Genomic DNA, 20,003 nt, shown 5'->3' with positions numbered 1-20,003 from the left:
AGCACATCCGGATGGGTACGGGCCGTGCCCAGCATCGTGCCGCCCTTGGTCAGCAGCCGATCGTTGCGCTCATCGTCGGACAACTGCACCCGCCGATCCTCCAACAGGCCCCGCCACCCGTCCTGAAACCCGACCACCGCCGACCCGTACCGCGAATCACACGTCCGGACCACCGCCCGGATCACCGCATTCAACCCAGGACAGTCACCACCACCTGTCAACACACCGATGCGCAGACTCATGGACGTAGATCTTGCCGCGCCGACCCGTGACCTGTCAGGACAATCATCCCGGCGTGACGACGCCCGTCTCGTACGCGTAGACCACCGCCTGCGCCCGATCGCGCAGCCCGAGCTTCTGCAGGACCTTGCTGACGTGTGTCTTCACGGTCTGGTCCGAGACGAACAGCGCCTCGGCGATCTCGGCGTTGGACCGTCCGGCCGCGATCGCTTCCAGGACCTCCCGCTCCCGGGGCGTGAGGGTCTTCAGCTCGGGCGGCGCGGTCCGACGGTGCGCCCGCGCGGCGGTCACCTCGGCGATCATCCGGCGGGTGACCGACGGCGCCAGCAGCGACTGGCCCTCGTGCACCACCCGGACGGCGCGGATCAGTTCCTCCGCGGGCGCGTCCTTGAGCATGAACCCGGACGCACCGACCCGCAGCGCCTCGTAGACGTAGTCGTCGATGTCGAAGGTGGTGAGCATGAGCACGCGGACCCCGTCGTGCCGGCGCAGGATCTCGGCGGCGGCCTCGAGCCCGTTCATCTCCGGCATGCGGACGTCCATGAGCACGACGTCGGGCCGCAGCCGCGCGACCTCGGCCACGGCGGCCTTGCCGTCGGGGGCGTCCCCGATCACGGAGATGTCGGGCTGCGCACCCAGCAGGGCACCGAAGCCCTGGCGGACCATGGCCTGATCGTCGGCGATGAAGACGGTGATGGACACCCTCGTGAGCCTAGGCCCCGTCGGGCCGGGCGGGGAGCGTGGCGCGCACGGCGAAACCCCCGCCCACCGTCGGGACGGCGGACAGCGAGCCGCCGACGGTGCGCGCCCGTTCCGCCATCCCGGGGATACCCTGCCCGAGTCCGGGGCCGCCGAGGTCGGCGTCGGAGGTGCGGGGCCCGTTCTCGACACGCAGGTTCAGCGTGCCCCCGTCGAGGGTCAGGGCGACGGTGATCGCGGCGCCCTGGGCGTGCCGGGTCGCGTTCGCGATGGACTCCTGGACGATGCGGTAGGCGACGAGCGCGGTGGTCTCGCCGATCGCGGACGGGTCGGGCAGGGGAAGGTATTCGACGACGACGCCGGCCGCGCGGGCGCCGTCGATGAGCTCGTCGACGCCGCCGAGCCCGGGGGCGGGCGCGAGCTCCGCGGAGGCGTCGTCGAGCCGCAGCACGCCGAGCAGCGCCCGAACCTCGTTGAGGGCCTCGCGGGCGGAGACGGCGATGCCGTCGAACTCGGCGCGGGCCCGCTCGGAGACGTCGGGCACCCGGTACTGCGCGGTCTGTGCCTGGACCACGACGAGCGACATCCGGTGAGCGACGATGTCGTGCAGGTCGCGGGCGATGCGCGTGCGCTCCTCGAGGATGGCGCGGCGGCCACGCTCGAGCTCGCTGACCTCGGTCTGCTCCTCGAGGCGGGTGCGGGACTGCAGCGCCAGCCGCAGCAGCAGGATGATCACCAGCGAGACCATGATCCCCGCGACCCATCCGCCGCCGGTGCCGTCCTGCGCGTTGATCCAGAACAGCACCGACGAGGCCGCCGCGATGGCCACGGCGTCGAGCGGCGGACACTTGAGGAAGGCGATCCAGCTGGTGATCAGCATCGCCATGATCAGCGAGACCTGCCAGTTCCACTGCCAGTCCTGCTTCGCGTCGAACCACAGGAGCGGGAAGACCGCCGCCGTCGCGGCGACGATCCCCCATGCGGCGCGCGGGTGCGCCCAGGCGATCGCGATGGGCAGCACGGACAGCCCGCTGATGATCGGCAGCAGCGCCGCGGGAACGGTGAACTGCTCGTTCAGGGTGGGCCAGGCTACCGCCCACATGATGAGCGCGACCAGGAGGAACAACCAGTTGACCTTCCGGGACAGGAAGATCCCGAGCGGCGTCGCGTGCAGCGCACCGTCGGGGGCCTTGATGTGCAGGGCGCTCTGCCGGTCCAGGTAGCGGCCGGCGCGCACCGTCGCTCGCCCGATCCGCTCGATCCTCTTCGTGGTCGTCCTCATGGAAGACGACGCTAGGGGCGGCGCGCGCACGCCGTCCTCATACTTTCGGGTGAGATCGGACCACTCGCACAGCCGATCCGCCGCTGCGCCGGGCGTTCCTAGCGTCGTCGCCATGACCCGCCGCATGCTCGCCGCCGCAGCCGTACTCGCCGTTCCCTTGTCCTTCGGCATCTCCCTACCCGCCGCCGCGGAGAACGTCGTGCCCGCAGAAGACGCGCCCTCGGCCGCGGCGGTCCGCGCCGTCTCCGCCCCGACGGTGGCCGTCGCCGACCAGATCCGTTCGATCCCCGCCGGCTTCGGCTACGTCGCCGCCGCCGGACCCGGCTACGCGGTCGACCCGCACGGCGAATGCTCGTCCGTCGTACCCCTGCCCGCCGATTTCGACGCGCCGTGCAAGGCGCACGACCTCGGCTACGACCTGCTGCGGCACGCCGACGCCGCCGGGCACCCACTCGGGGGGTGGGCGCGCCGGCTCATCGACGACACCCTCGCGGAGCGGCTGTCCGCCGCGTGCGGCGCCCGGCCCGTCCAGCAGCGTCGGCAGTGCGCCGAGGTCGCGGGGATCGCCGTGCTCGCCGTCCGCGCCAACACCTGGCGCCAGCACGACGGTCCGCCCCGCGCCGAGTCCGTCGCCGAGCTCGCGACGAGCTGGCTCACCGTCGGGGGCCGGCTGTGATCGCGGCGCCGCGGCTGCGCGCGGGCGTACCGACCGGGTACGCCGTCGGGGTCGCCTGCGCGGCGTTCCCGAACCAGTTGCCGCGTGCGGTCGTCGTACAGGTGGTGGTGTGCCTGGTGTTCGGCGCCGTGGGCGCCGGCATCGGGGTGGTGATCGCGCGCCGGCGATCCGTGCACTACCGCGCCGCCGGGTGCCTCGCCGCCGCCGCGCTCGTGGGATGGCTGCTGTGGCAGAACCATCTGCGAGCGGCCGCGGGGGTGGGTCCGGTGGGGCCGCTGGGGTTCGCCGTGCTGGTGGGCGTGGTCGGAGCTGCGCCGTTCGCGGTCGCCGTCCTGTGGTCCGTCCGGCTGCGGGCCGCGGTCGCCGCGGTGGTGGCGATCGTGGCTGCGGCGGGGGTCGCCTGGCCCGCGACGGCCCGACCGCCCGAGGAGTCCGCCTCGTATGCACAACGTTTCGCCGACATCGGCTCGCGCACGCCCGGCGTGCGGGTGTACGCCTCCCTGTCCGACGGTGCCTCCCCCGCCCGGCGCGCCGCCGTCGCGGTCGACCGGCTCGTCGCGGCCGGCGGGCTCGCGCGGCGGGCCGTCGTGGTCGCGGTCCCCACGGGATCCGGCTGGGTCGACCCTCATTTCGTCCGCGGCGTCGAGGAGGCGATGTGCGGCGACAGCGCGATCGTGGCCGTGCAGTACACGCAGATGCCGAGCTGGCAGTCGTTCGTGCTGCACCGCGACGCCGCCGCGGCGACGACGGTGGCCCTCATCGACGAACTGCACAGGCGGGCACCGTCGACCGCGCTGCGCCTGTACGGCCAGAGCCTGGGGACGGTGGGTGTGATCGCCGCGCAGCGGCGGGCCGAGGAGCTGCGGGCCCCGATCGCGGCGACCCTGCAGGTGGGCACACCGGCGGGGGTCGCGCTCGCCGGCCCCGCGCAACTCAACGCCTCCGACCCGGTCGGGATCTGGTCGCCGCGGCTGCTCGTCACACCGCCCGACCGCGCCGCGACGGCACCCGGCAGCGCGACACCGCGCCCGCCGTGGGTTCCGCTGCTCGGATTCCTCCAGGCCACCGTCGACCTGCTGGGCGCCACCGCCCCGCCGCCCGGGCTGGGCCACCGTTACGACGAGCGGCAGGGCTCCGCCCTGGTGAGCGGTCTCACCGCGTCGTCCGCCCTCCCCGCCGCAGCCGCCTGACCCTCGCCCCGTTCGTACGTAACAGCGTTAGCCCAGATGGCTTCCTGCGGAAACGTGTGCATCCGTTGCTTGCTACCCGCGGGTAACTCGGCTAGGCGGTGAAGTCGTGCTCGCTCAGTCCCCTGCGCACCCTGCGGAGCAGGACCTCCGGACGGTTCGCCAGCGGCCCGGCCGTCACGATGATGAGGTTCCAGCCCAGGTCCTTCTCGAGCACGTTCCACCGCTCGACGTCGGCGGCGTGCTGCTTCCCGTCGCGGTGATGGGCCCCGTCGTACTCGACGGCCACCTTGTACTCCTCATCGGCGAGGTCGAGGAAGTACTCGCCGTCGAGAACCGGGACCTGCGGGATCATGTTCGTCAGGCCGGCGCGGTGGAGCGTCAACCGCGAGAAGGTCTCCCATGGGGACTGCGAACGGCCGTCGGCCTCTCGCAGCACCTCGCGGATCCGGCTGCCCCGCCACCACTCCCGTCGGTCGAGCTCGGCCTCGATCTGTTCCACCGTCGCCATCGCCGGTCGGGCCACCCAGGCCGGACGGTGCGCCGTGGCCGGCCTCCCGAACACGCGCAGGCACTGATCTGCGGCGGCGATGCCCTCATCGCCGCGGGTGTAGCGCATGAGGTCCATGGCCGTACGGATCGGTGCGGTGCAGGGCAGTCCGTAGCGGATCACCACGTCGTCGGCGGTGAACTCCGCCGTCCGGCTGATCACGCCGCGACGACGGATCTGCTTGGGGCCCAGCACTTCCACGAGCTCCCGCGACTTCGCCATGGTGTGCAGATGCAGTCGTGCGGCGGTCCAGCCGCACAGTGCCGAGCCGGGATACTCCCGGATCATCGCCGTGGCGAGGTCGCCGACGGTCCCTCCCGTCACCCCTCGCGGAACGCGGAACCCGGGCGTGATGCAGCGGTAGTCCTTCTCCGCCGCATACCGGCCCACGTCGGCGATCAACTCCGCCGAGCGATGTACCTCGCGCTCGAACGCCCCCATGCCCATTGGACGCACCGGACCCACGATCCGGTTCCCGCGGGTTGATTACCCGTGAGTAACAAGCGGCGGATGCACACGTTTCCGCAGGAAGCTCCCTGGGCTAACGCTGTTAAGTTCCGGGGCGGTGCCCGACGGTGCCGCCGCGCACCGTCGGGCTACTGCGCACCGTCGGGCTATGCGGACCGTCAGGCGACGGGGCCGCGGGCGGCCTCGTAGGCCGCGCCGACGCGGTAGAGCCGGTCGTCCGCCTGCGCGGGCGCCAGGATCTGCAGGCCGACGGGCAGGCCGTCGTCCGTCGACAGTCCCGAGGGCACCGACATGCCGCAGTGACCGGCGAGGTTCGTCGGCAGCGTGAACAGGTCGAACAGGTACATCGCCAGCGGGTCGCCGACCTTCTCCCCCAGCTTGAACGCCGTGGTGGGCGTGGTGGGCGAGACGATGACGTCGACGCTCTCGTAGGCGCGGGCGAAGTCGTCCGCGAGCAGGGTGCGGACCTTCTGGGCACTGCCGTAGTAGGCGTCGTAGTAGCCCGAGCTCAGCGCATAGGTGCCGATGATGATGCGGCGCTTGACCTCCGGACCGAAACCGGCCTCGCGGGTGAGCGCCATGACCTCGTCCGCGGAATGCGTACCGTCGTCGCCGGTGCGCAAGCCGTAACGCATGGCGTCGAACCGGGCGAGGTTCGAGGAGACCTCCGACGGGAGGATCAGGTAGTACGCGGCCAGCGAGTACCGCAGCGTGGGCAGCGACACCTCGACCGTCTCGGCGCCCAGGTCCCGCAGCTGCTGCACGGCCTTCAGATACGACGCCTGCACCCCCGGCTCGGTGCCGTCGGCGCCGAACTCCTTCACCAGGCCGACGCGCACGCCTTTCAGGTCGCCCGAGGCCCCGGCCCGCGCGGCAGCGACCACCCCGGGAACCGGGGCGTCCAGCGAGGTCGAGTCGCGCGGGTCGTGCCCGGCGATCACCTCGTGCAGCAGCGCGGTGTCGAGGACGGTGCGTGCGCAGGGCCCGCCCTGGTCCAGCGACGACGCGCACGCGACCAACCCGTAGCGGCTGACGGCGCCGTAGGTCGGGCGCACGCCGACGGTGGCCGTCAGCGACGCGGGCTGGCGGATCGAACCGCCGGTGTCGGTGCCGATGGCGAGCGGCGCCTCGTACGAGGCGAGCGCCGCGGCGCTGCCACCGCCGGAGCCGCCGGGAGTGCGGTCGGCGGCCCACGGGTTGCGGGTCACGCCGTACGCCGAGTTCTCCGTCGACGAGCCCATGGCGAACTCGTCCATGTTCGTCTTGCCGAGGATCGGGATGCCGGCGGCGCGCAGCTTCGCGGTGACCGTCGCGTCGTACGGCGCGGTCCACCCCTCGAGGATCTTGGAGCCGCACGTGGTCGGCGCGTCGGTCGTGGTGAACACGTCCTTGAGCGCCAGCGGCACGCCGGCGAGCGCCGACGCGGGCTGCTCGCCGCGGGCCCGGGCCTCGTCGACGGTGCGCGCCGCCGCCAGGGCCGCATCGGCGCCGACGTGCAGGAAGGCGCCCAGCTCGCCGTCGACCTCGGCGATCCGGTCCAGGTGCGCGCTCGTGACCTCGACGGAGCTCAGCTCGCCGGCGGCGATCTTCGCGGCCAGGTCGGCGGCGGTGGAACCCGTGATCTCGTTCGATGCTCGAAGTTCGGTCATGGTCACTCCTCCCCCAGGATGCGCGGCACGGCGAAGCGGTCGCCCTCGCGGGCGGGCGCGCCGGAGAGTGCCTGCTCCGGCGTGAGGCCGGGCACCGGCACGTCGGCCCGATCGACGTTCACATTGCCGACCGGCAGCGTCAGCGGCGCGACGTCGGTATCGGCACCGTCGGAGCCGATCTCGGTCACCACCTTGACGTGCTCGAGGATCGAATCGAGCTGCGTGGCGAACACGTCGAGCTCTTCGTCGGTGACGGCGAGGCGCGACAGTCGCGCGAGGTGCGCGACCTCGTCCCGGGAGATGGCAGACATGCCTCTGATCCTAGGCGGCGCTCAGCCGCGCGCCCCCACCACCCGGTAGCGGCCGCAGAGGAAGGCCTTGTTCCGCGCCCACTCCACCAGCTCGAAGTCGAAGGCCCGCGGGAACAGGGGCCGCCCCGCACCGACGGTGGCGGGCGCGTAGCTGATCACCACCTCGTCGAGCATTCCGGCCTCGGCGAACTGGGCGGCGAGGTCGCCGCCGCCCACGACCCACACGCCCTTATCCCCTGCGGCCCCCTCCAGTTGCTCCCGGTGTGCGGCCGGCTCACCCGCGATGAAGCGGACGCCGGGGTGGATGGGCGACAGCTCCCGGTGGGTGAACACGAACACCGGGTAGTCCGCGTAGTACCAGGGCTCGTCGCCGGCCTCGACCCGGTCGACCACCCACTGGTAGGTGGTGTAGCACATGACGATCGCGCCCACCCCGGCCATGTACTCCTCGATGTTCATCGGCCCGGCCTCGTCGATCGGCTGGCTGAGCAGCCAGTCCAGGCTGTCGTTCGAGTCGGCGAGGAAGCCGTCGAGCGTGGAAGCGGTGTAGTAGCTGTAGGCGGTCTTCGGAGATGTCATTGTGGTCCTCCCGTCATTCTCCGGTGCCAGATGATGGGGTCGGGGTCCATTTCGGGGGTATCGACGGCGACGCCCGCGTCCGCGAGCATCCAGCGCGCCAGCAGCCGACGGTGCGCGGAGAAGGTCAGCTCGTGCGCGACGATCTGGGACAGCAGGAACGACTCGGGCGGGTCGCACAGCGCGTCGATCACGCGGTCGCCCCACGCCCCGCGCCGGTCGACGTCGCGGATCAGGCCGAGCCACCGCGGCGAGTTCTCCGCGTGCGCCCGGGCGAGGGCGGCGGGATCCTCGTCGGGCGGCAGCTCGGGAGCGGGTTCGCCGGCGATGGACGCGTGCCAGGGCGCGGTGCTGAACACGAGGTGCCACATCACCTGCGCCAGTGACTCGTCGGGGCCCTCCCAGTGCCGCGGCCGCGACCCCGGCAGCCGCACCTTCCGGTACTCGTCGGGTGCCAGCGCGGCGACCGCATCGAGCAGCGCCCCGATGTCGGCCGCGTCGTGCTGCACCTGCAGCGCCAGCACGTTCCCCGACGAATCCGCATGCCCCTCCCCGGCATCGACGTAGAGCACCGTCGGGGAGTGGAAGTGCAGGCCGTTGGGCGCCGGGAGCCAATGCCCGACGGTGCGCGGCAACCCGGTCGGCGAGTGCCCGTAGGCGCGCGCGAAGGCGCGGATGAATCCCTCGACGGACCCGTAGCCGGCCGCGAAGGCTGCGTCGGTCACCGTCGAACCGCGCTGCAGCTGCCAGGCGGCTCGTTCGAGGAGGATGCGTCGGCGGAGCGCGACGGGCGGCTCGCCGACGCCCGCGGAGACCCGCCGAGCGAAGTGGGACGGTGAGCTGTACGCGCCGGCCGCCATGGCGTCGAGATCGTCGTGCGGCTCGGCGAGCACGGCGTCGAGGAGCCGCCGCAGCGGGTCAACGGGTTCGGACATGTGCACCAGTATCTGCCGCCGGGGCCCGCCGCCGCTTGACCGTTCTTGCTCGATCGGTTCGTGCGGGTCCGCAACTCCGCCGGGGCTATAGTCCGACGGTGGAATCGTCGTGGCCGCGCGTGCACGGGCGCACCGCTGCCCTGATACGAGAGGTCGCGGAACACCTTCTACTCTCCACCGATGCGGCGGCCGACGAGCTGACGGCGGTCGCGCAGCAATCGGCGGACTACCGTGCCCTGATCGAGGACCCGCAGTTGGCCGCCGCCGACCGGCAGATGAACCGCGCCAACATGCTGCATTGGCTGATGTCCAACGTCCAGTTCCCCGGCGGTCGAGTACCGCCGAACCTGGCCCCGGAGATCCTCCAGTTCGCCCGTGACGTGGTGCGCCGCGGCATGGACATGCACGACCTCGGCTCGTGGCGGGGTGCGCAACACGGCGCCTGGGAGGCCTGGGTGGACGAGTGCTTCGCGGTCACCGACGACCTCGATGAGCTGCGCGAGCTCATGAAGGTGTCCGAACGGTCGATGTCGACCTTCATCGACGACTCGATCGCCGCCCTCGACGCGTACGTCGAACAGGAGCGGGCGGAACTCGCGCGGGGCGCCAGTGCCGAACGCCACGCGACCGCCCAGCTGCTCCTCGAAGGAGCGCCGATCGGTCGCGCCCGGGCCGAGGCGCAGCTGGGATACTCGTTGACCGGCAGTCATGTGGCGGTGATCATCTGGAGCGAGTCCGCCGAAGCGGCTGCTGAGCTCGACGCCGCTGCGGAGACGGTGATGCGCACCTGCGGCGCGGGGCGACGCCTGACCTTGAACGCGAGTTCATCCGCCCTGTGGGTCTGGATGCCGGCCGAGTCGGTGCCCGAGGCGGAGTCGGTGCGGACCGCACTCGCCGACCGGCCCGGTATCCGGGTGGCCCTCGGCAGGCCGGGCGACGACATCGAGGGATTCCGCCGGACCCACCTCGACGCCGCCGCCGCGCAACGCGTACTCGCGCGGGTCGGCTCCGCGCGGGCGGTGGTGCGCTACGAGGACGTGGCGCTGGTCTCCGTGCTCACCGCGGACATGTCGCAGGCGGACAAGTTCGTGACCGACACCCTCGGCGACTTCGCGACCGCCGACGCGGTACTGCGGGAGACGGTCCTCACCTACGTCCAGGAGCGGTTCAACGCCTCCGCCGCGGCGGAGCGGCTGTACACGCACCGCAACACGGTCGAGCGGCGGCTCGCCCGGGCCGGCCAGCTGCTCCCCGCGCCGCTGGCCGAGAACGCCACCTCCATCGTCGCCGCGCTCATGCTGGTGCAGTTGCGCGACTGACGACGTCGGCGTGGCCGGCGGCCCGGAAAGGCGCGACGATTCAGGAGAACTCGAAGTACCGGCGGGACTCCCACTCGGAGAGATCCACGTACGGGTCCCCGCCGGTGGTGTGGAACTGCATCCACTCCCACCGGCGCGACGCGGTCCAGAAGTCGACGAACTCGTCGCCGAGGTACTCGCGCAGCAGCGGGTCGCCGTCCAGCGCCGCGATGGCCTTCGTCATCGAATCCGGGATCCGCTCGACGCCGCAGTCGTCGGGTAGGCACCACGCCATGTCGTCGACCTGCGGCGGTGCCTGCAGCTTCTTCTCGATCCCCGCGACGATCCCGGCGAGCAGGCCGGCGATCGCGTAGTAGGGATTGACGTCGGAGCCCGGCACCCGGTACTCGAGCCGGGAGTACCTCGGGTGGCCCGCGATGGCCCGCAGCGCCGCGGTCTTGTTGTTCACGCCCCAGGTGATGGTGGTCGGCGGCCCGGAGACGTCGACGAGGCGGCGGTACGAGGTGATCTGGGGCAGCGCGAGGAGTGTGTTGCCCGCCATCGTCGCCATGAGCCCGCCGACGGCGTTGAGCATGAGCTCGGATGGGCCGTCGGGAGCGTAGAACCGGTTCTCGCCGTCGCGCTGCAGCGAGACGTTCAGGTGCGCGCCCTGCCCGAAGCCGGCGGTCGGCTTGGCCATGAAGGTGACCGATCGCCCCTTCTCGCAGGCGATCTCACGCATGACCTGCTTGGTGCGCACCCACGAGTCGGCGACGGTGAGCGGGTCGGTGGGCGCGATGTTCAGCTCGGTCTGGCCCGGCGCGGCCTCGTCCGTCCACGCCTCCCAGACGATGCCGAGCTCGTCGAGCCGGTCCGTCACGGCCTCCATGTAGTCGGTCCAGTCCGACGACCGGGCGAGGTTGTAGGTGGCGCCGGTCTCGCCGCCCAGCGGCGTGAGGTCGCGGTAGCCGCGGGCCCGGGCCTCCTGGATGGACTCCTCGAACAGGGTGGTCTCGATCTCCACCGCGACGGTGGCGGCGTACCCCAGCTCCGCAAGGCGGTCGATCTGCCGACGCATGAGGTTGCGGGGGCAGATCGGGTTGGGGCTGCCGTCCCGGAGCCAGAAGTCGCCGATCACCGACTGCACGCCGGGCTTCCACTCCACCAGCGTGTTCATGTCGGGCTGCAGCGAGATGTCGTAGAGGTTGCCCCGCCACTCGGGATACGGGTCGCCGAAGACGATGTCGGTGCCCATGTCGATGGCGAAGAGGACGTCGGCGAAGGCGAAGCCGGAGGTGCGCCCGGACTCGAACTTCGCGGGGGTGACGTTCTTGCCCATGAAGCTGCCGTCGTGGTTGGTGGCCTCGACGCGGTAGGCCTTGACCGGCGGGCCGGTGGGGGTGACAGCGCGGGTGGGATCAGACATCGAAGCGGGCCTTCCAGGAAGCGGCGGTCATGGTCGAGAGCTGGGCCATGCTCCCCTGAACGCGCAAGCCGCGCTCCAGGGCGGAGAGGAGGAAATCGGTGCCGGTGAACAGGCCGGCGAGCGCGTCGGGGGTGCCGACGATGCGGTAGGCCGACGGGCCCGATCCGAACCGGGCCTCCTCGCGGCCGTCCGGCCCCGCCGCGACGGCGACGAGCACGTCCGGTACGCCGGGGACGCCGCGGGTGATGTCCCAGAACCGGGCCGCGGCCTCGCGCCACTCGGGCAGGGGAACCTGCAGGGCCCGGTGCATCGCGTCCGCGAGCTCGGGGTCACCGTCGGATCCCCTCCGCGCGAGCCGGTCGTCCAGGTCGACGACGACCGTCGCGTCGGTCGGGGCGAACACGCCGCCCGTGACGGTCACGGCACCGTCGGCGAAGGTGACGGTGGCGGCCTGCGGGGTGGTGTGCGAGCGCACGGCGACGGTGCCGCAGGAGCGCGCGAGGACGTCGGCGGCGTGGCCGAGGCGGTCCGCGTCGCGGAGCGTTCGTCCGATCAGCCGGACGATGGGCGTGGCGTCGTCGTCGATCGCGATCCGAGCCCGCGGCGCGGCGTCGGTCGCGGGAAGTGTGGTGCTGTTCATGGGGATTCCTTGTTCAACGGATTTTCACGGGACCGATGTCATTCGAACGCGGCGTACGCGTCGGGCCGTCGACGGCGCAGCGCCACGGCCCGGAGAAGGCCCGTGACGAACGCGGCGGCGAGCACGCCGAGGAAGACGTTCGCCAGCGCCCGCGAGCCGACGAGGAGCTCGAAGTTGCGCACGACGAGCACGAGGATCGCCGCGAGCGCCACCAAGGAGAGAGCCGGCGCGACGGTGCCCCGCCACGCGCTCGCGGTGCGCTGCCGGCGGAAGTGCACGACGACGGCGGCGGAGGTCAGGGTGAGCAGCGCGACCAGACCGAGTGTCCCCGCGCCGCCGAACCAGGCGTACACCTCGGTGACGGGGTGCAGCCCGGCGACGACGGTGAGCGCGACGAGCGCCCCGATCACCAGGGAGGTCAGCACCGACGCGGCGTGCGGCGATCGATGCACCGGATGCGCGGAGCCGAGTCGGCGCGGCACCGCCTCCTGCCGCCCGAGGGCGAACAGGTAGCGAGAGACCACGTTGTGGGCGGTGAGGATGCACGCGAAGAAGCTCGTGACGAGTAGCACCTGCACCACGTCGTGGGCGACGTGCGAGACGTAGCGCGTCGCGAGCCCGGGAGCGAGCCCCTCGGGGTCCGCGGCGGCGAGGCCCGAGGCGCGATCGACGCCCAGGCCGATGATCATGGCCCACGAGGAGACGGCGTAGACGACCGCGATCACGAGCACCGCGATGTACGTGGCCCGTGGGATCGTGCGATCGGGATCCTCGGCCTCCGACCGGAACACCGCCGTCGCCTCGAAGCCGACGAAACCGAAGACGGCGAACATGATCCCGGTCCCGACGGCGCCGCTCGTGAAGGCGCTCCAGGAGAGCGGCTGCGCCGACAGGCCCGCGGCGCCGCCGCGCAGCACGATCGCGGCGTCGACCACGACGACGATGCCGATCTCGGCGACGAGTAGCACACCCAGCACGCGGGCGCTGACCTCGACGTTGCGGTAGCCGAGGACGCCGATCAGCGTCAGCCCGGCCGCGGTGGGCACCCACCACGGGATAGCGACGCCGGAGACGTTCTCGACGACGGTGGCCGCAGCGGCGCCGAGGTACGCGCTCACCGCGATCATCAGGACCGAGTACGTCACCAGCGCGAGCGCCGCGGCGCCCAGCCCGGCGGTCGTGCCGAGGCCGCGCTGAACGTAGGAGTAGAACGCGCCCGCGCTGCTGACCTCGGGCGTCATCGCCGAGTAGCCGACCGTGAACAGCAGGAGCACCGCGCCCACGATGAGGAAGTCGACGGGCGTTCCGATGCCGTTGCCGGTCCCGAGCATCAGGGGGATCAGCCCGGCGAAGACCGTCAGCGGCGCCGCCACGGCCACGACCATGAAGACGATCTGCGGGACCCCGAGGGTCCGCTCCAGCCCGGTGTCGGTCGACGGCGCCTCGGTGGTCATCGCGCGACCGCCCGGTCGAGATGACCGACGACGAGGTCGGCGACGCGGAGCGCGAGAGCATCCGGGAGATGGTGTCCCATGCCGGGGATGACGACGTGGCGCGCGCCGGGGATCGCGGCCGCGGTGGCGTCGCCGCCGGACGGCGCGACGATGAGGTCGCGGTCGCCGTTGATCACGAGCGTGGGCGCCGTGATCCGGGCTATCTCCGCCGTGCGGTCACCCGAGGCCTGGATGGCCTGCAGCTGCCGGGAGGTGCCCTCGGCACCGTCGCCCGCGGTACGGTCCCAGGTGGTGCCGGCGTGCGCGGTCTCCTCGGCCTCGTCGATCGGGTACGCCTTCCCGCTGAGGTGCGCGGTCATCCGCAGGTGCGCGCGGATCGCGCCCTCCCGGTCCTTCGGCGGCGACGCGGCGAGCAGGACCCAGGTCGACGGGGCCGGCTGCCCCACCCTCGTGTCGCCCGTGGTCGAGTACAGCGAGGTGAGGGTCCGGACCAGGTGCGGGTACCGGGCGGCCACGGTCTGGGCGATCATGCCGCCCATGGACCGGCCGACCAGGTGCACGGGCCCGATGCCCAGGTGCTCGATCAGCTGCGCGATATCGCACGCCAGGTCGGCGAGCGTGTAGGCGTCCTTGCGGGGCCGGGCGAGCACCTGGCGCAGCGTGCTCGGCGGCGGGGTCGTGGCATACGTCGATCGGCCGCAGTCGCGGTTGTCCATCCGGATCACCCGGTAGCCGGTGGCCGTGAGGGCCGAGACGAACCGTTCGGACCACGTCGTCAGGTCCTCTGCGAGGCCGGCGACGAGCAGGACGGGAACACCGCCGACGGGGCCGTCCACCCGGTAGCAGACGCGCGTGCCGCCGGGGAGCACGGCGAACCGGTCCAGATCCTCAGGCATCGATCCGCTCCTTCGCCTGAGCCGCGACACCGCGGACGTCGTCGCGGGTGGAACCGAACTGCAGCGCGTCGTCGAGCAGCGGCCCGCGCAGGATCTTCGCGTCCTGCTGGTACGACATCGACATCTGGAACATGCCTGTGCCCTGCTTCGGGATGACGTCCTTGGCCCGCTGGGCGTAGCCCGAACTGAGGTCCAGGATCGGCCGGCGCTCCATCGTGGGGTCGGCGTCGACCCGGACGCTGTCGTAGCCGAAGGCATCCATGTGCCCCATGAGGTTGCAGAGGTAGCGGGCGACGATGCCGATCTTCAGGGTCCACGCGGACGTGGTGTAACCGATCGCGATGGAGACATTGGGCAGACCAGTGAGCAGGGTGCCACGGTACGCGGTGGTGTCCGGGATGTTGACCGGCTCGCCGTCGACGTCGAACTCGATCCCGCCGAGGAGCCGCATGTTCAGCCCCGTCGCGGTGACGATGAGGTCCGCGTCGAGGTGCTCGCCGGACTCGAGCGCGATCCCCGCCTTGGTGAATCGCTCGATCCTGTCGGTCGTGATGGAGGCGTTACCGCTGCTCAGTGCCTCGAAGAAGTCGCCGTCGGGTGACAGGCACAGGCGCTGGTCCCACGGGTCGTACGGCGGGTTGAAGTGGGTGTCCACCGCGTAGCCCTCGGGCAACCGCGACGTGTTCTGCTTCCGGACCAGAGCCCGTGCGATCTTCGGGAAGGCACGCATGAACTTCACCTGGCCGCGTTCGGCCCAGATGCTCGTGAACCGGGTGATGGCGTAGCCCCGCTTCTCGCCGAACCACTTGGTGAAGAGCAGCGCCATGGAATCGACCTTCGGCCAGGCGACCACGTAGGTCGGCGTGCGCTGGAGCATGGTGACGTGCGCGGCGGCGCCCGCATGGTTCAGCATCGACGGGATCATGGTCACGGCGGTCGCTCCGCTGCCGATCACCACGACCTTCTTGCCGGCGTAGTCGTAGTCCTCGGGCCAGTGCTGCGGGTGCAGGATGTCGCCCTGGAAGTCCTCTCGGCCATCGAAGTGCGGGGTGTAGCCCTCGTCGTAGCGGTAGTAGCCGGTGCCGGCGAAGATCCAGCTCGTGGTGATCGTCTTCTCGCCGTCGGGGGTCTGCAGGTGGAGGGTCCAGCGCGCGTCGGCGGACGACCACGAGGCGTGCTGCACGGCGTGCTCGAACCGGATGAGCCGGCCCAGGCCGTACTCGTCGATCGTCTCCTGCAGGTAGTTCAGGATCTTCGGGGCCTCGGCGATGGCGTCGGGGTCGGTCCACGGCTTGAACTCGTAGCCGTAGGTATGCAGGCCGTTGTCGGAGCGGATGCCGGGGTATTTGAACAGGTCCCAGGTGCCGCCGATCTTCGCGCGCCCCTCGAGCATTACCACCCGCTTGCCGGGGAACGCCTCGGTGATGTATTTCGCGGCGCCGATGCCGGCGATGCCGGCTCCGATGATGACGATGTCGAACTCTTCGGGCTGGGGCTTGGGTGCGCTCATCGTGGGCCTTCCGGTGTCGTGATCGATGTGTCCCAAGACTGCCGGATAGTTGGTCATATGATCCACATCACGATGCTCCACATCCACGCGGGCGGGTGTGCACTGTGCACCACATCACACCGTGCGCTCGCCCACCGTCTTGACAAGGAAGAATGCGTCGCGCACGATTCTGGTCATTCGACCCTATCGTTCGTCTATGAGTCTGGTCGGAGCGTCCACAGAGAGGATTCACCATGACAGACCCCGACGCATCGGAACGCCGGTGCCGCAAGCCGCTGATCGGCCTGACCGGCCGGCGATTCCGGATGGGACTCATCGAGGGCGCGCACCCCGGCTACGGCGATCGCCTCACGGACGCCTTCTTCACCGATTTCGCCGTCCGGATCGCCCGCGCGGGCGGAGTCCCGGTGATGTTGCCCTACGACGCCGACCCGGAGGAGCTCTGCGAGTGGCTCTCGGGCGTCGTGATCACCGGCGGCCAGGATGTGCACCCGCGCTATTGGGGCGGCGACGAGTCCGTCGTGAAAGACATCGCCCCCGAGTCGGATCCGAATGCGCACGACCACCATCGCGACGATTTCGAGTCGGCGACGGTGCGCGCTGCGCTCGACGCACGGATCCCCCTCCTCGGGGTGTGCCGAGGCCTGCAGGTCCTCAACGTGACCCTCGGTGGGACGCTCGTCCCGGACCTGCCGCCGGGCCCCGTCCGGCATCTCATGGAGACAGGGCCGCTCTCGGACGGCGCCCCGGAGCATGTGGTCGACTTCGAGCCGGGTTCGCTGGCGCACAGCGTCTTCGGCGCGAGCCGCCGCACCAACTCCTGGCACCACCAGGCCGTGGACGCATGCGGGCGGGGACTCGTCGTCACGGGCCGCACGCCCGACGGTGTCGTCGAATCCGTCGAACTGCCGGGTTCCGAGGTGCTCGGAGTGCAGTGGCACCCCGAATGGATGGAGACGCCCGACGGTGCGCTCGAGTGGCTCGTAGGGGCGGCCTCAGCCCACGTCCACCCACGAGACCAGGCTTGCGAGCGAACCGCCTGACTCCGAGACCTCGGCCGGCTGGTGTTCCCGGTCATCGACCCCGGCGCCGCTCTCATCAGCGAGGTTCGCCGCCATCCACGCGTCCAGCATCGAGATCGCGAGGTCGATGTCCATCGCTTTCCCGGTCGAACGGTCCACCATCCAGTTGATCGCGAAGCCGTCGGACAGGGCCGCGATCGCCGTCGCGAGCCGGTCGATCGTCGCCGCGTCGACCCGCTCTCCCGCCGCCGCGGCATCCGCGGAGAGGATCGAACGGACGGTGTCGCCGGCCTGATCGTAGATCCCCGTCGCCTTCGCGGCGTCCTGCCGCTGCGCCCAGCTGATGAGTTCGAAGATCGCGGAGGAGATCTCGGGATGGGCGACATACCACTCAAGGATGCCGCGCATCAGCCCGCGTGCCGTGGTCGCCACGTCGCCATGCACGTCGCTCTCGGTGAGCACCTCGCGATACCCCGCGGCGATGCGCTCGTACACCGCCCCGAACAGCAGTTCCTTGGACGCGAAGCAGTAGTGCAAGGTCGCGAGCGGCGCGCCGGCGCGGTCCGCGATCCTGCGGGTGGTCGCGCCGTCGACGCCGTTCTCGGCGATGACGAGCACCGCCGCGTCGATCAACTCCACGCGACGCTCCGCCGCCGGTATCCGTGCCACAGCCGCTCCTCATGTCGATCGTGACGCCCGATCAAGTCAATCCCAGAATACCTGGCGCGGCCGCAGGTGGGGTATTTCGCCACACTCTTGGTCATACGTCTTGTTCAATTGATCTAGTTCCGCTAGCGTCTATGACCAGCATCACAAACCCGAGAGGAAAGCCCATGTCCCGAACGACCCTCCTCGACCTGCTCGCGCTCCGCGCGGCCGTCGCCGGGGATCGAGAGTTCCTCCGATTCGACGCCGGCTCCTGGACGTTCGCGCAGGTCGACGACTGGACCTCGCGCCTCGCACACCGTCTGGTGGAGGTGGACGGGGTCCGGGCCGGCGACCGGGTGGCGCTCATGCTGCCGAACACGGTGGAATGGCCGATCTGCTGGCTCGCGGTCCTCAAGGCCGGCGGCGTCGTCGTCCCCGTCAACTCCGCGTACCGGCACGCCGACCTCGACTTCGTACTGCGCGATTCCGGTGCGCGCCTGATCGTGACCGACGACGCGCACGCCCCCGTCGTCGCCGAGGTCGCCGCCGCCGGGACGGATCCGCTCGACGTCCGCGTGATCGATGCCGGCACCCCCGCCGGCCTGGACGGGTTCCCCGGGACCGCACCCGAGGTCACCGTCGAGCCCGACACCCTCGCCAACCTGCAGTACACCTCCGGGACCACCGGATTCCCCAAGGCCTGCATGCTGACCCACGACTACTGGACCCGGCTGGGCGCCATCTGCGCGGAGACGGCGGGCCTCGGTGCCGATGACGTCATCCTCACCTCGCAGCCGTACTCGTACATGGACCCGCAGTGGAACACCGCGCTGGCGTTGACCATCGGCGCCCCGCTCGTGGTTCTGCCGAAGTTTTCGGCGTCGGGATTCATGGCCGACGTGCGGCGCCACGGCGTCACCTTCTGCTATGTCCTCGGCTCCATGCCCACGCTCCTGTTCAAGCAGGCCCCGACGGACGAGGACCGCGACAACCGGCTCCGCCTGATCCTGTGCTCCGCCATCCCCGCCGGCCTGCACGCGCAGCTTGAGGAGCGCTGGGGCGCACCGTGGCGCGAGATCTTCGGCATGACCGAGTCCGGCGCCGACCTGGCGAGCCTCCCCGCGGACACCGCCGATGTGGGCAGCGGCCGCCTGGGCCGCCCGGTACCCGGGAAGACGGTCCGCGTGGTCGCCCCCGACGGCACCGACGTGGCCGACGGCGAGCCCGGCGAGCTGATCACCTCCGGCCGCCCGATGATGCTGGGCTACTGGAACCGCCCCGACGCCACGGCGGAGACGATCCGGGACGGCTGGCTGCACACCGGCGACGTCGCCGTCCGGGAGGACGGTTCGTATCGCATCGTCGGGCGCATGAAGGACATGGTCCGCCGCGGCGGCGAGAACATCGCCAGCAGCGAGGTCGAGCGGACGCTCGAGCGCGACGAGACCGTCGTCGCCGCCGCCGTCGTCGCCGAGCCCGACGAACTGTTCGGCGAGGAGGTCAAGGCCTTCGTCCAGCTCGCGCCCGGGATCGCCCCGGACCGCGCCACCGCGCAGCGCATCGTCGACGGTGCCCGTATCCAGCTGGCGAAGTTCAAGGTGCCTCGCTACGTCGAGTTCGTCGCGGACTTCCCGCGCACCCCGTCGGAGCGGATCGCCAAGCCCGCCCTCAAGGCCCGCGCCGTAGAACACCCCGGCACCACCTACGACCTGCAGCCGGCGCGTGTCGCCGCGACCGGAAGGTGAGCGAGAAGCCATGACCGAGACCCACCTCGACGCCAGCGTCGACGAGGACGTCGCCGTCCTCACGCTGAACCGTCCTGAGAAGCTGAACGTGATGGACGTACCCACGCGGGTGCTCCTGGCCCAGGAGATCCGGCGCTTCGGCACCGGTGACCTGGTCCGCGGCATCGTGCTCACGGGCACGGGTCGCGCCTTCTCCGCCGGCGAGGACCTCGCCGCCGTGCCCACCACCTACGCCGAGATCCGCGAGGCCTTCGCCACCTTCCACGACATCACCCGCGCGATCCTCGAAACCAGGGTCCCCGTGATCGCCGCGGTCAACGGCATCGCGGTGGGCGGCGCGTCGGAGATCACGCTCTGCTGCGACGGCCGGGTCGGGACCCCGAACACCCAGTACTACCAGCCCGAGAACCACCGCGGCATCATCATCTCGAACGCGTCGAGCTTCCTGATGACCCGGCTCGTGCGCAACCACGCGATGCGGATCGTGCTGGGCTCCCAGCGGATCGACGCCGAGGATGCGCTGCGCATCGGCCTGCTCGACGAGATCGTCCCCGCCGATTCGCTCACCGATCACGCCGCCGCGCTCGCCCGGTCGTGGAACTCCGACCCGCGAATCACGGGCCTGCACCTGCGCCTTCTGCGTGCGCGCTCCGAGGACATCGAAGCCGCGTTCGCCCGCGAGGACGAGGCCGCCCAGGAGGCCTGGGACTCCGGCGCTTTCACCGACGGCGTCGAGGGCTTCTGGGCGAACAAGAACACGGCCACCAGCACGCGCTGACGGCACCCACCGA

The 20,003-nt window shown here is 71.1% G+C and carries 20 protein-coding genes; 6 read left to right on the top strand and 14 right to left on the bottom strand.

From position 1 onward, the window contains the following. From ABZX10_RS07585 to ABZX10_RS07575, 3 genes are all read right to left on the bottom strand, one after another. Positions 1 to 236, bottom strand: a 236-nt coding sequence (locus ABZX10_RS07585) for a 6-phosphofructokinase (RefSeq protein ID WP_355536688.1), incomplete at its 3' end; no start/stop codon positions are given. Positions 237 to 285: 49 nt separating this feature from the next. Further along, positions 286 to 942 carry a response regulator transcription factor gene (locus tag ABZX10_RS07580; RefSeq protein ID WP_355536656.1) on the bottom strand — a complete coding sequence of 219 codons (657 nt, stop codon included), beginning with the start codon at positions 940 to 942 and terminating at the stop codon, positions 286 to 288. A gap of 10 nt (positions 943 to 952) precedes the next feature. Continuing rightward, entirely contained in the window at positions 953 to 2,221 is a 1,269-nt protein-coding gene (locus tag ABZX10_RS07575) for a histidine kinase (RefSeq protein WP_355536653.1), read from the bottom strand. Positions 2,222 to 2,333: 112 nt separating this feature from the next. Between ABZX10_RS07575 and ABZX10_RS07570 the strand changes: the two genes are divergently transcribed. Together ABZX10_RS07570 and ABZX10_RS07565 are read left to right on the top strand one after the other, a co-directional pair. Next, positions 2,334 to 2,897: a hypothetical protein gene (locus ABZX10_RS07570; protein ID WP_355536650.1), complete on the top strand. Its 564-nt coding sequence runs from the start codon at positions 2,334 to 2,336 to the stop codon at positions 2,895 to 2,897. Next, positions 2,894 to 4,087: an alpha/beta-hydrolase family protein gene (locus tag ABZX10_RS07565; RefSeq protein WP_355536647.1), complete on the top strand. Its 1,194-nt coding sequence runs from the start codon at positions 2,894 to 2,896 to the stop codon at positions 4,085 to 4,087. Before ABZX10_RS07570 ends, ABZX10_RS07565 begins: the two co-directional genes overlap by 4 nt. Before the next feature lie 91 nt (positions 4,088 to 4,178). Here ABZX10_RS07565 and ABZX10_RS07560 read toward each other — a convergent pair whose 3' ends face one another. The 5 genes from ABZX10_RS07560 to ABZX10_RS07540 form a co-directional block, all read right to left on the bottom strand. After that, positions 4,179 to 5,081, bottom strand: coding sequence for a DUF559 domain-containing protein (locus tag ABZX10_RS07560; RefSeq protein WP_355536685.1), 903 nt, complete (start codon positions 5,079 to 5,081; stop codon positions 4,179 to 4,181). A 179-nt stretch (positions 5,082 to 5,260) separates the two neighbouring features. After that, positions 5,261 to 6,751, bottom strand: coding sequence for an Asp-tRNA(Asn)/Glu-tRNA(Gln) amidotransferase subunit GatA (gatA, locus tag ABZX10_RS07555; RefSeq protein ID WP_355536644.1), 1,491 nt, complete (start codon positions 6,749 to 6,751; stop codon positions 5,261 to 5,263). Positions 6,752 to 6,753: 2 nt separating this feature from the next. Beyond that, positions 6,754 to 7,062: an Asp-tRNA(Asn)/Glu-tRNA(Gln) amidotransferase subunit GatC gene (gene gatC, locus ABZX10_RS07550; RefSeq protein ID WP_068744598.1), complete on the bottom strand. Its 309-nt coding sequence runs from the start codon at positions 7,060 to 7,062 to the stop codon at positions 6,754 to 6,756. Positions 7,063 to 7,083: 21 nt separating this feature from the next. Next, positions 7,084 to 7,641 (bottom strand): dihydrofolate reductase family protein, encoded by a 558-nt coding sequence (locus tag ABZX10_RS07545; RefSeq protein ID WP_355536640.1) that lies wholly within the window; start codon positions 7,639 to 7,641, stop codon positions 7,084 to 7,086. After that, on the bottom strand, positions 7,638 to 8,573 hold the full coding sequence (locus tag ABZX10_RS07540; protein WP_355536637.1) for an AraC family transcriptional regulator: 936 nt from the start codon (positions 8,571 to 8,573) through the stop codon (positions 7,638 to 7,640). The genes ABZX10_RS07545 and ABZX10_RS07540 overlap by 4 nt, the downstream gene beginning before the upstream one ends. A 98-nt stretch (positions 8,574 to 8,671) precedes the next feature. On the opposite strand from ABZX10_RS07540, the gene ABZX10_RS07535 reads away from it, so the two are divergent. Next, positions 8,672 to 9,892, top strand: a complete 1,221-nt coding sequence (locus ABZX10_RS07535) for a helix-turn-helix domain-containing protein (RefSeq protein WP_355536634.1) — start codon at positions 8,672 to 8,674, stop codon at positions 9,890 to 9,892. Between the two features lie 40 nt (positions 9,893 to 9,932). On the opposite strand, the gene ABZX10_RS07530 is transcribed toward ABZX10_RS07535, so the two are convergent. Genes ABZX10_RS07530 through ABZX10_RS07510 form a run of 5 tightly spaced genes read right to left on the bottom strand, consistent with a single transcriptional unit; the run spans position 9,933 to position 15,797 of the window. Next, positions 9,933 to 11,297, bottom strand: a complete 1,365-nt coding sequence (locus tag ABZX10_RS07530) for a glutamine synthetase (RefSeq protein ID WP_355536631.1) — start codon at positions 11,295 to 11,297, stop codon at positions 9,933 to 9,935. Next, positions 11,290 to 11,937, bottom strand: a complete 648-nt coding sequence (locus tag ABZX10_RS07525; RefSeq protein WP_355536624.1) for a hypothetical protein — start codon at positions 11,935 to 11,937, stop codon at positions 11,290 to 11,292. Before ABZX10_RS07525 ends, ABZX10_RS07530 begins: the two co-directional genes overlap by 8 nt. Positions 11,938 to 11,975: 38 nt before the next feature. Then, positions 11,976 to 13,391, bottom strand: a complete 1,416-nt coding sequence (locus ABZX10_RS07520) for an APC family permease (RefSeq protein ID WP_355536621.1) — start codon at positions 13,389 to 13,391, stop codon at positions 11,976 to 11,978. Then, positions 13,388 to 14,287, bottom strand: coding sequence for an alpha/beta hydrolase (locus tag ABZX10_RS07515; RefSeq protein ID WP_355536618.1), 900 nt, complete (start codon positions 14,285 to 14,287; stop codon positions 13,388 to 13,390). The genes ABZX10_RS07520 and ABZX10_RS07515 overlap by 4 nt, the downstream gene beginning before the upstream one ends. Beyond that, positions 14,280 to 15,797, bottom strand: a complete 1,518-nt coding sequence (locus tag ABZX10_RS07510) for an NAD(P)/FAD-dependent oxidoreductase (protein WP_355536615.1) — start codon at positions 15,795 to 15,797, stop codon at positions 14,280 to 14,282. The genes ABZX10_RS07515 and ABZX10_RS07510 overlap by 8 nt, the downstream gene beginning before the upstream one ends. A 233-nt stretch (positions 15,798 to 16,030) precedes the next feature. Here ABZX10_RS07510 and ABZX10_RS07505 point away from each other — a divergent pair, with 233 nt between their 5' ends. Next, the gene (locus tag ABZX10_RS07505) at positions 16,031 to 16,840 is read left to right on the top strand and encodes a gamma-glutamyl-gamma-aminobutyrate hydrolase family protein (RefSeq protein ID WP_355536612.1); all 810 of its coding nucleotides are present in this window, start codon (positions 16,031 to 16,033) and stop codon (positions 16,838 to 16,840) included. On the opposite strand, the gene ABZX10_RS07500 is transcribed toward ABZX10_RS07505, so the two are convergent. Continuing rightward, on the bottom strand, positions 16,793 to 17,488 hold the full coding sequence (locus ABZX10_RS07500) for a TetR/AcrR family transcriptional regulator (RefSeq protein WP_355536609.1): 696 nt from the start codon (positions 17,486 to 17,488) through the stop codon (positions 16,793 to 16,795). The two genes, ABZX10_RS07505 and ABZX10_RS07500, sit on opposite strands and share 48 nt — an antisense overlap. 164 nt (positions 17,489 to 17,652) lie before the next feature. Between ABZX10_RS07500 and ABZX10_RS07495 the strand changes: the two genes are divergently transcribed. Both ABZX10_RS07495 and ABZX10_RS07490 read left to right on the top strand, forming a co-directional pair. Further along, the gene (locus ABZX10_RS07495; protein ID WP_355536606.1) at positions 17,653 to 19,212 is read left to right on the top strand and encodes an AMP-binding protein; all 1,560 of its coding nucleotides are present in this window, start codon (positions 17,653 to 17,655) and stop codon (positions 19,210 to 19,212) included. A gap of 10 nt (positions 19,213 to 19,222) precedes the next feature. Then, the gene (locus tag ABZX10_RS07490) at positions 19,223 to 19,990 is read left to right on the top strand and encodes an enoyl-CoA hydratase/isomerase family protein (RefSeq protein WP_355536603.1); all 768 of its coding nucleotides are present in this window, start codon (positions 19,223 to 19,225) and stop codon (positions 19,988 to 19,990) included. Positions 19,991 to 20,003 lie beyond the last annotated feature (13 nt).

It is taken from the genome of Tsukamurella sp. NPDC003166 (assembly GCF_040611135.1).
In the GTDB taxonomy this organism is placed as follows: Bacteria; Actinomycetota; Actinomycetes; order Mycobacteriales; family Mycobacteriaceae; genus Tsukamurella.
This window is presented reverse-complemented; position numbering and strand designations above follow the sequence as displayed.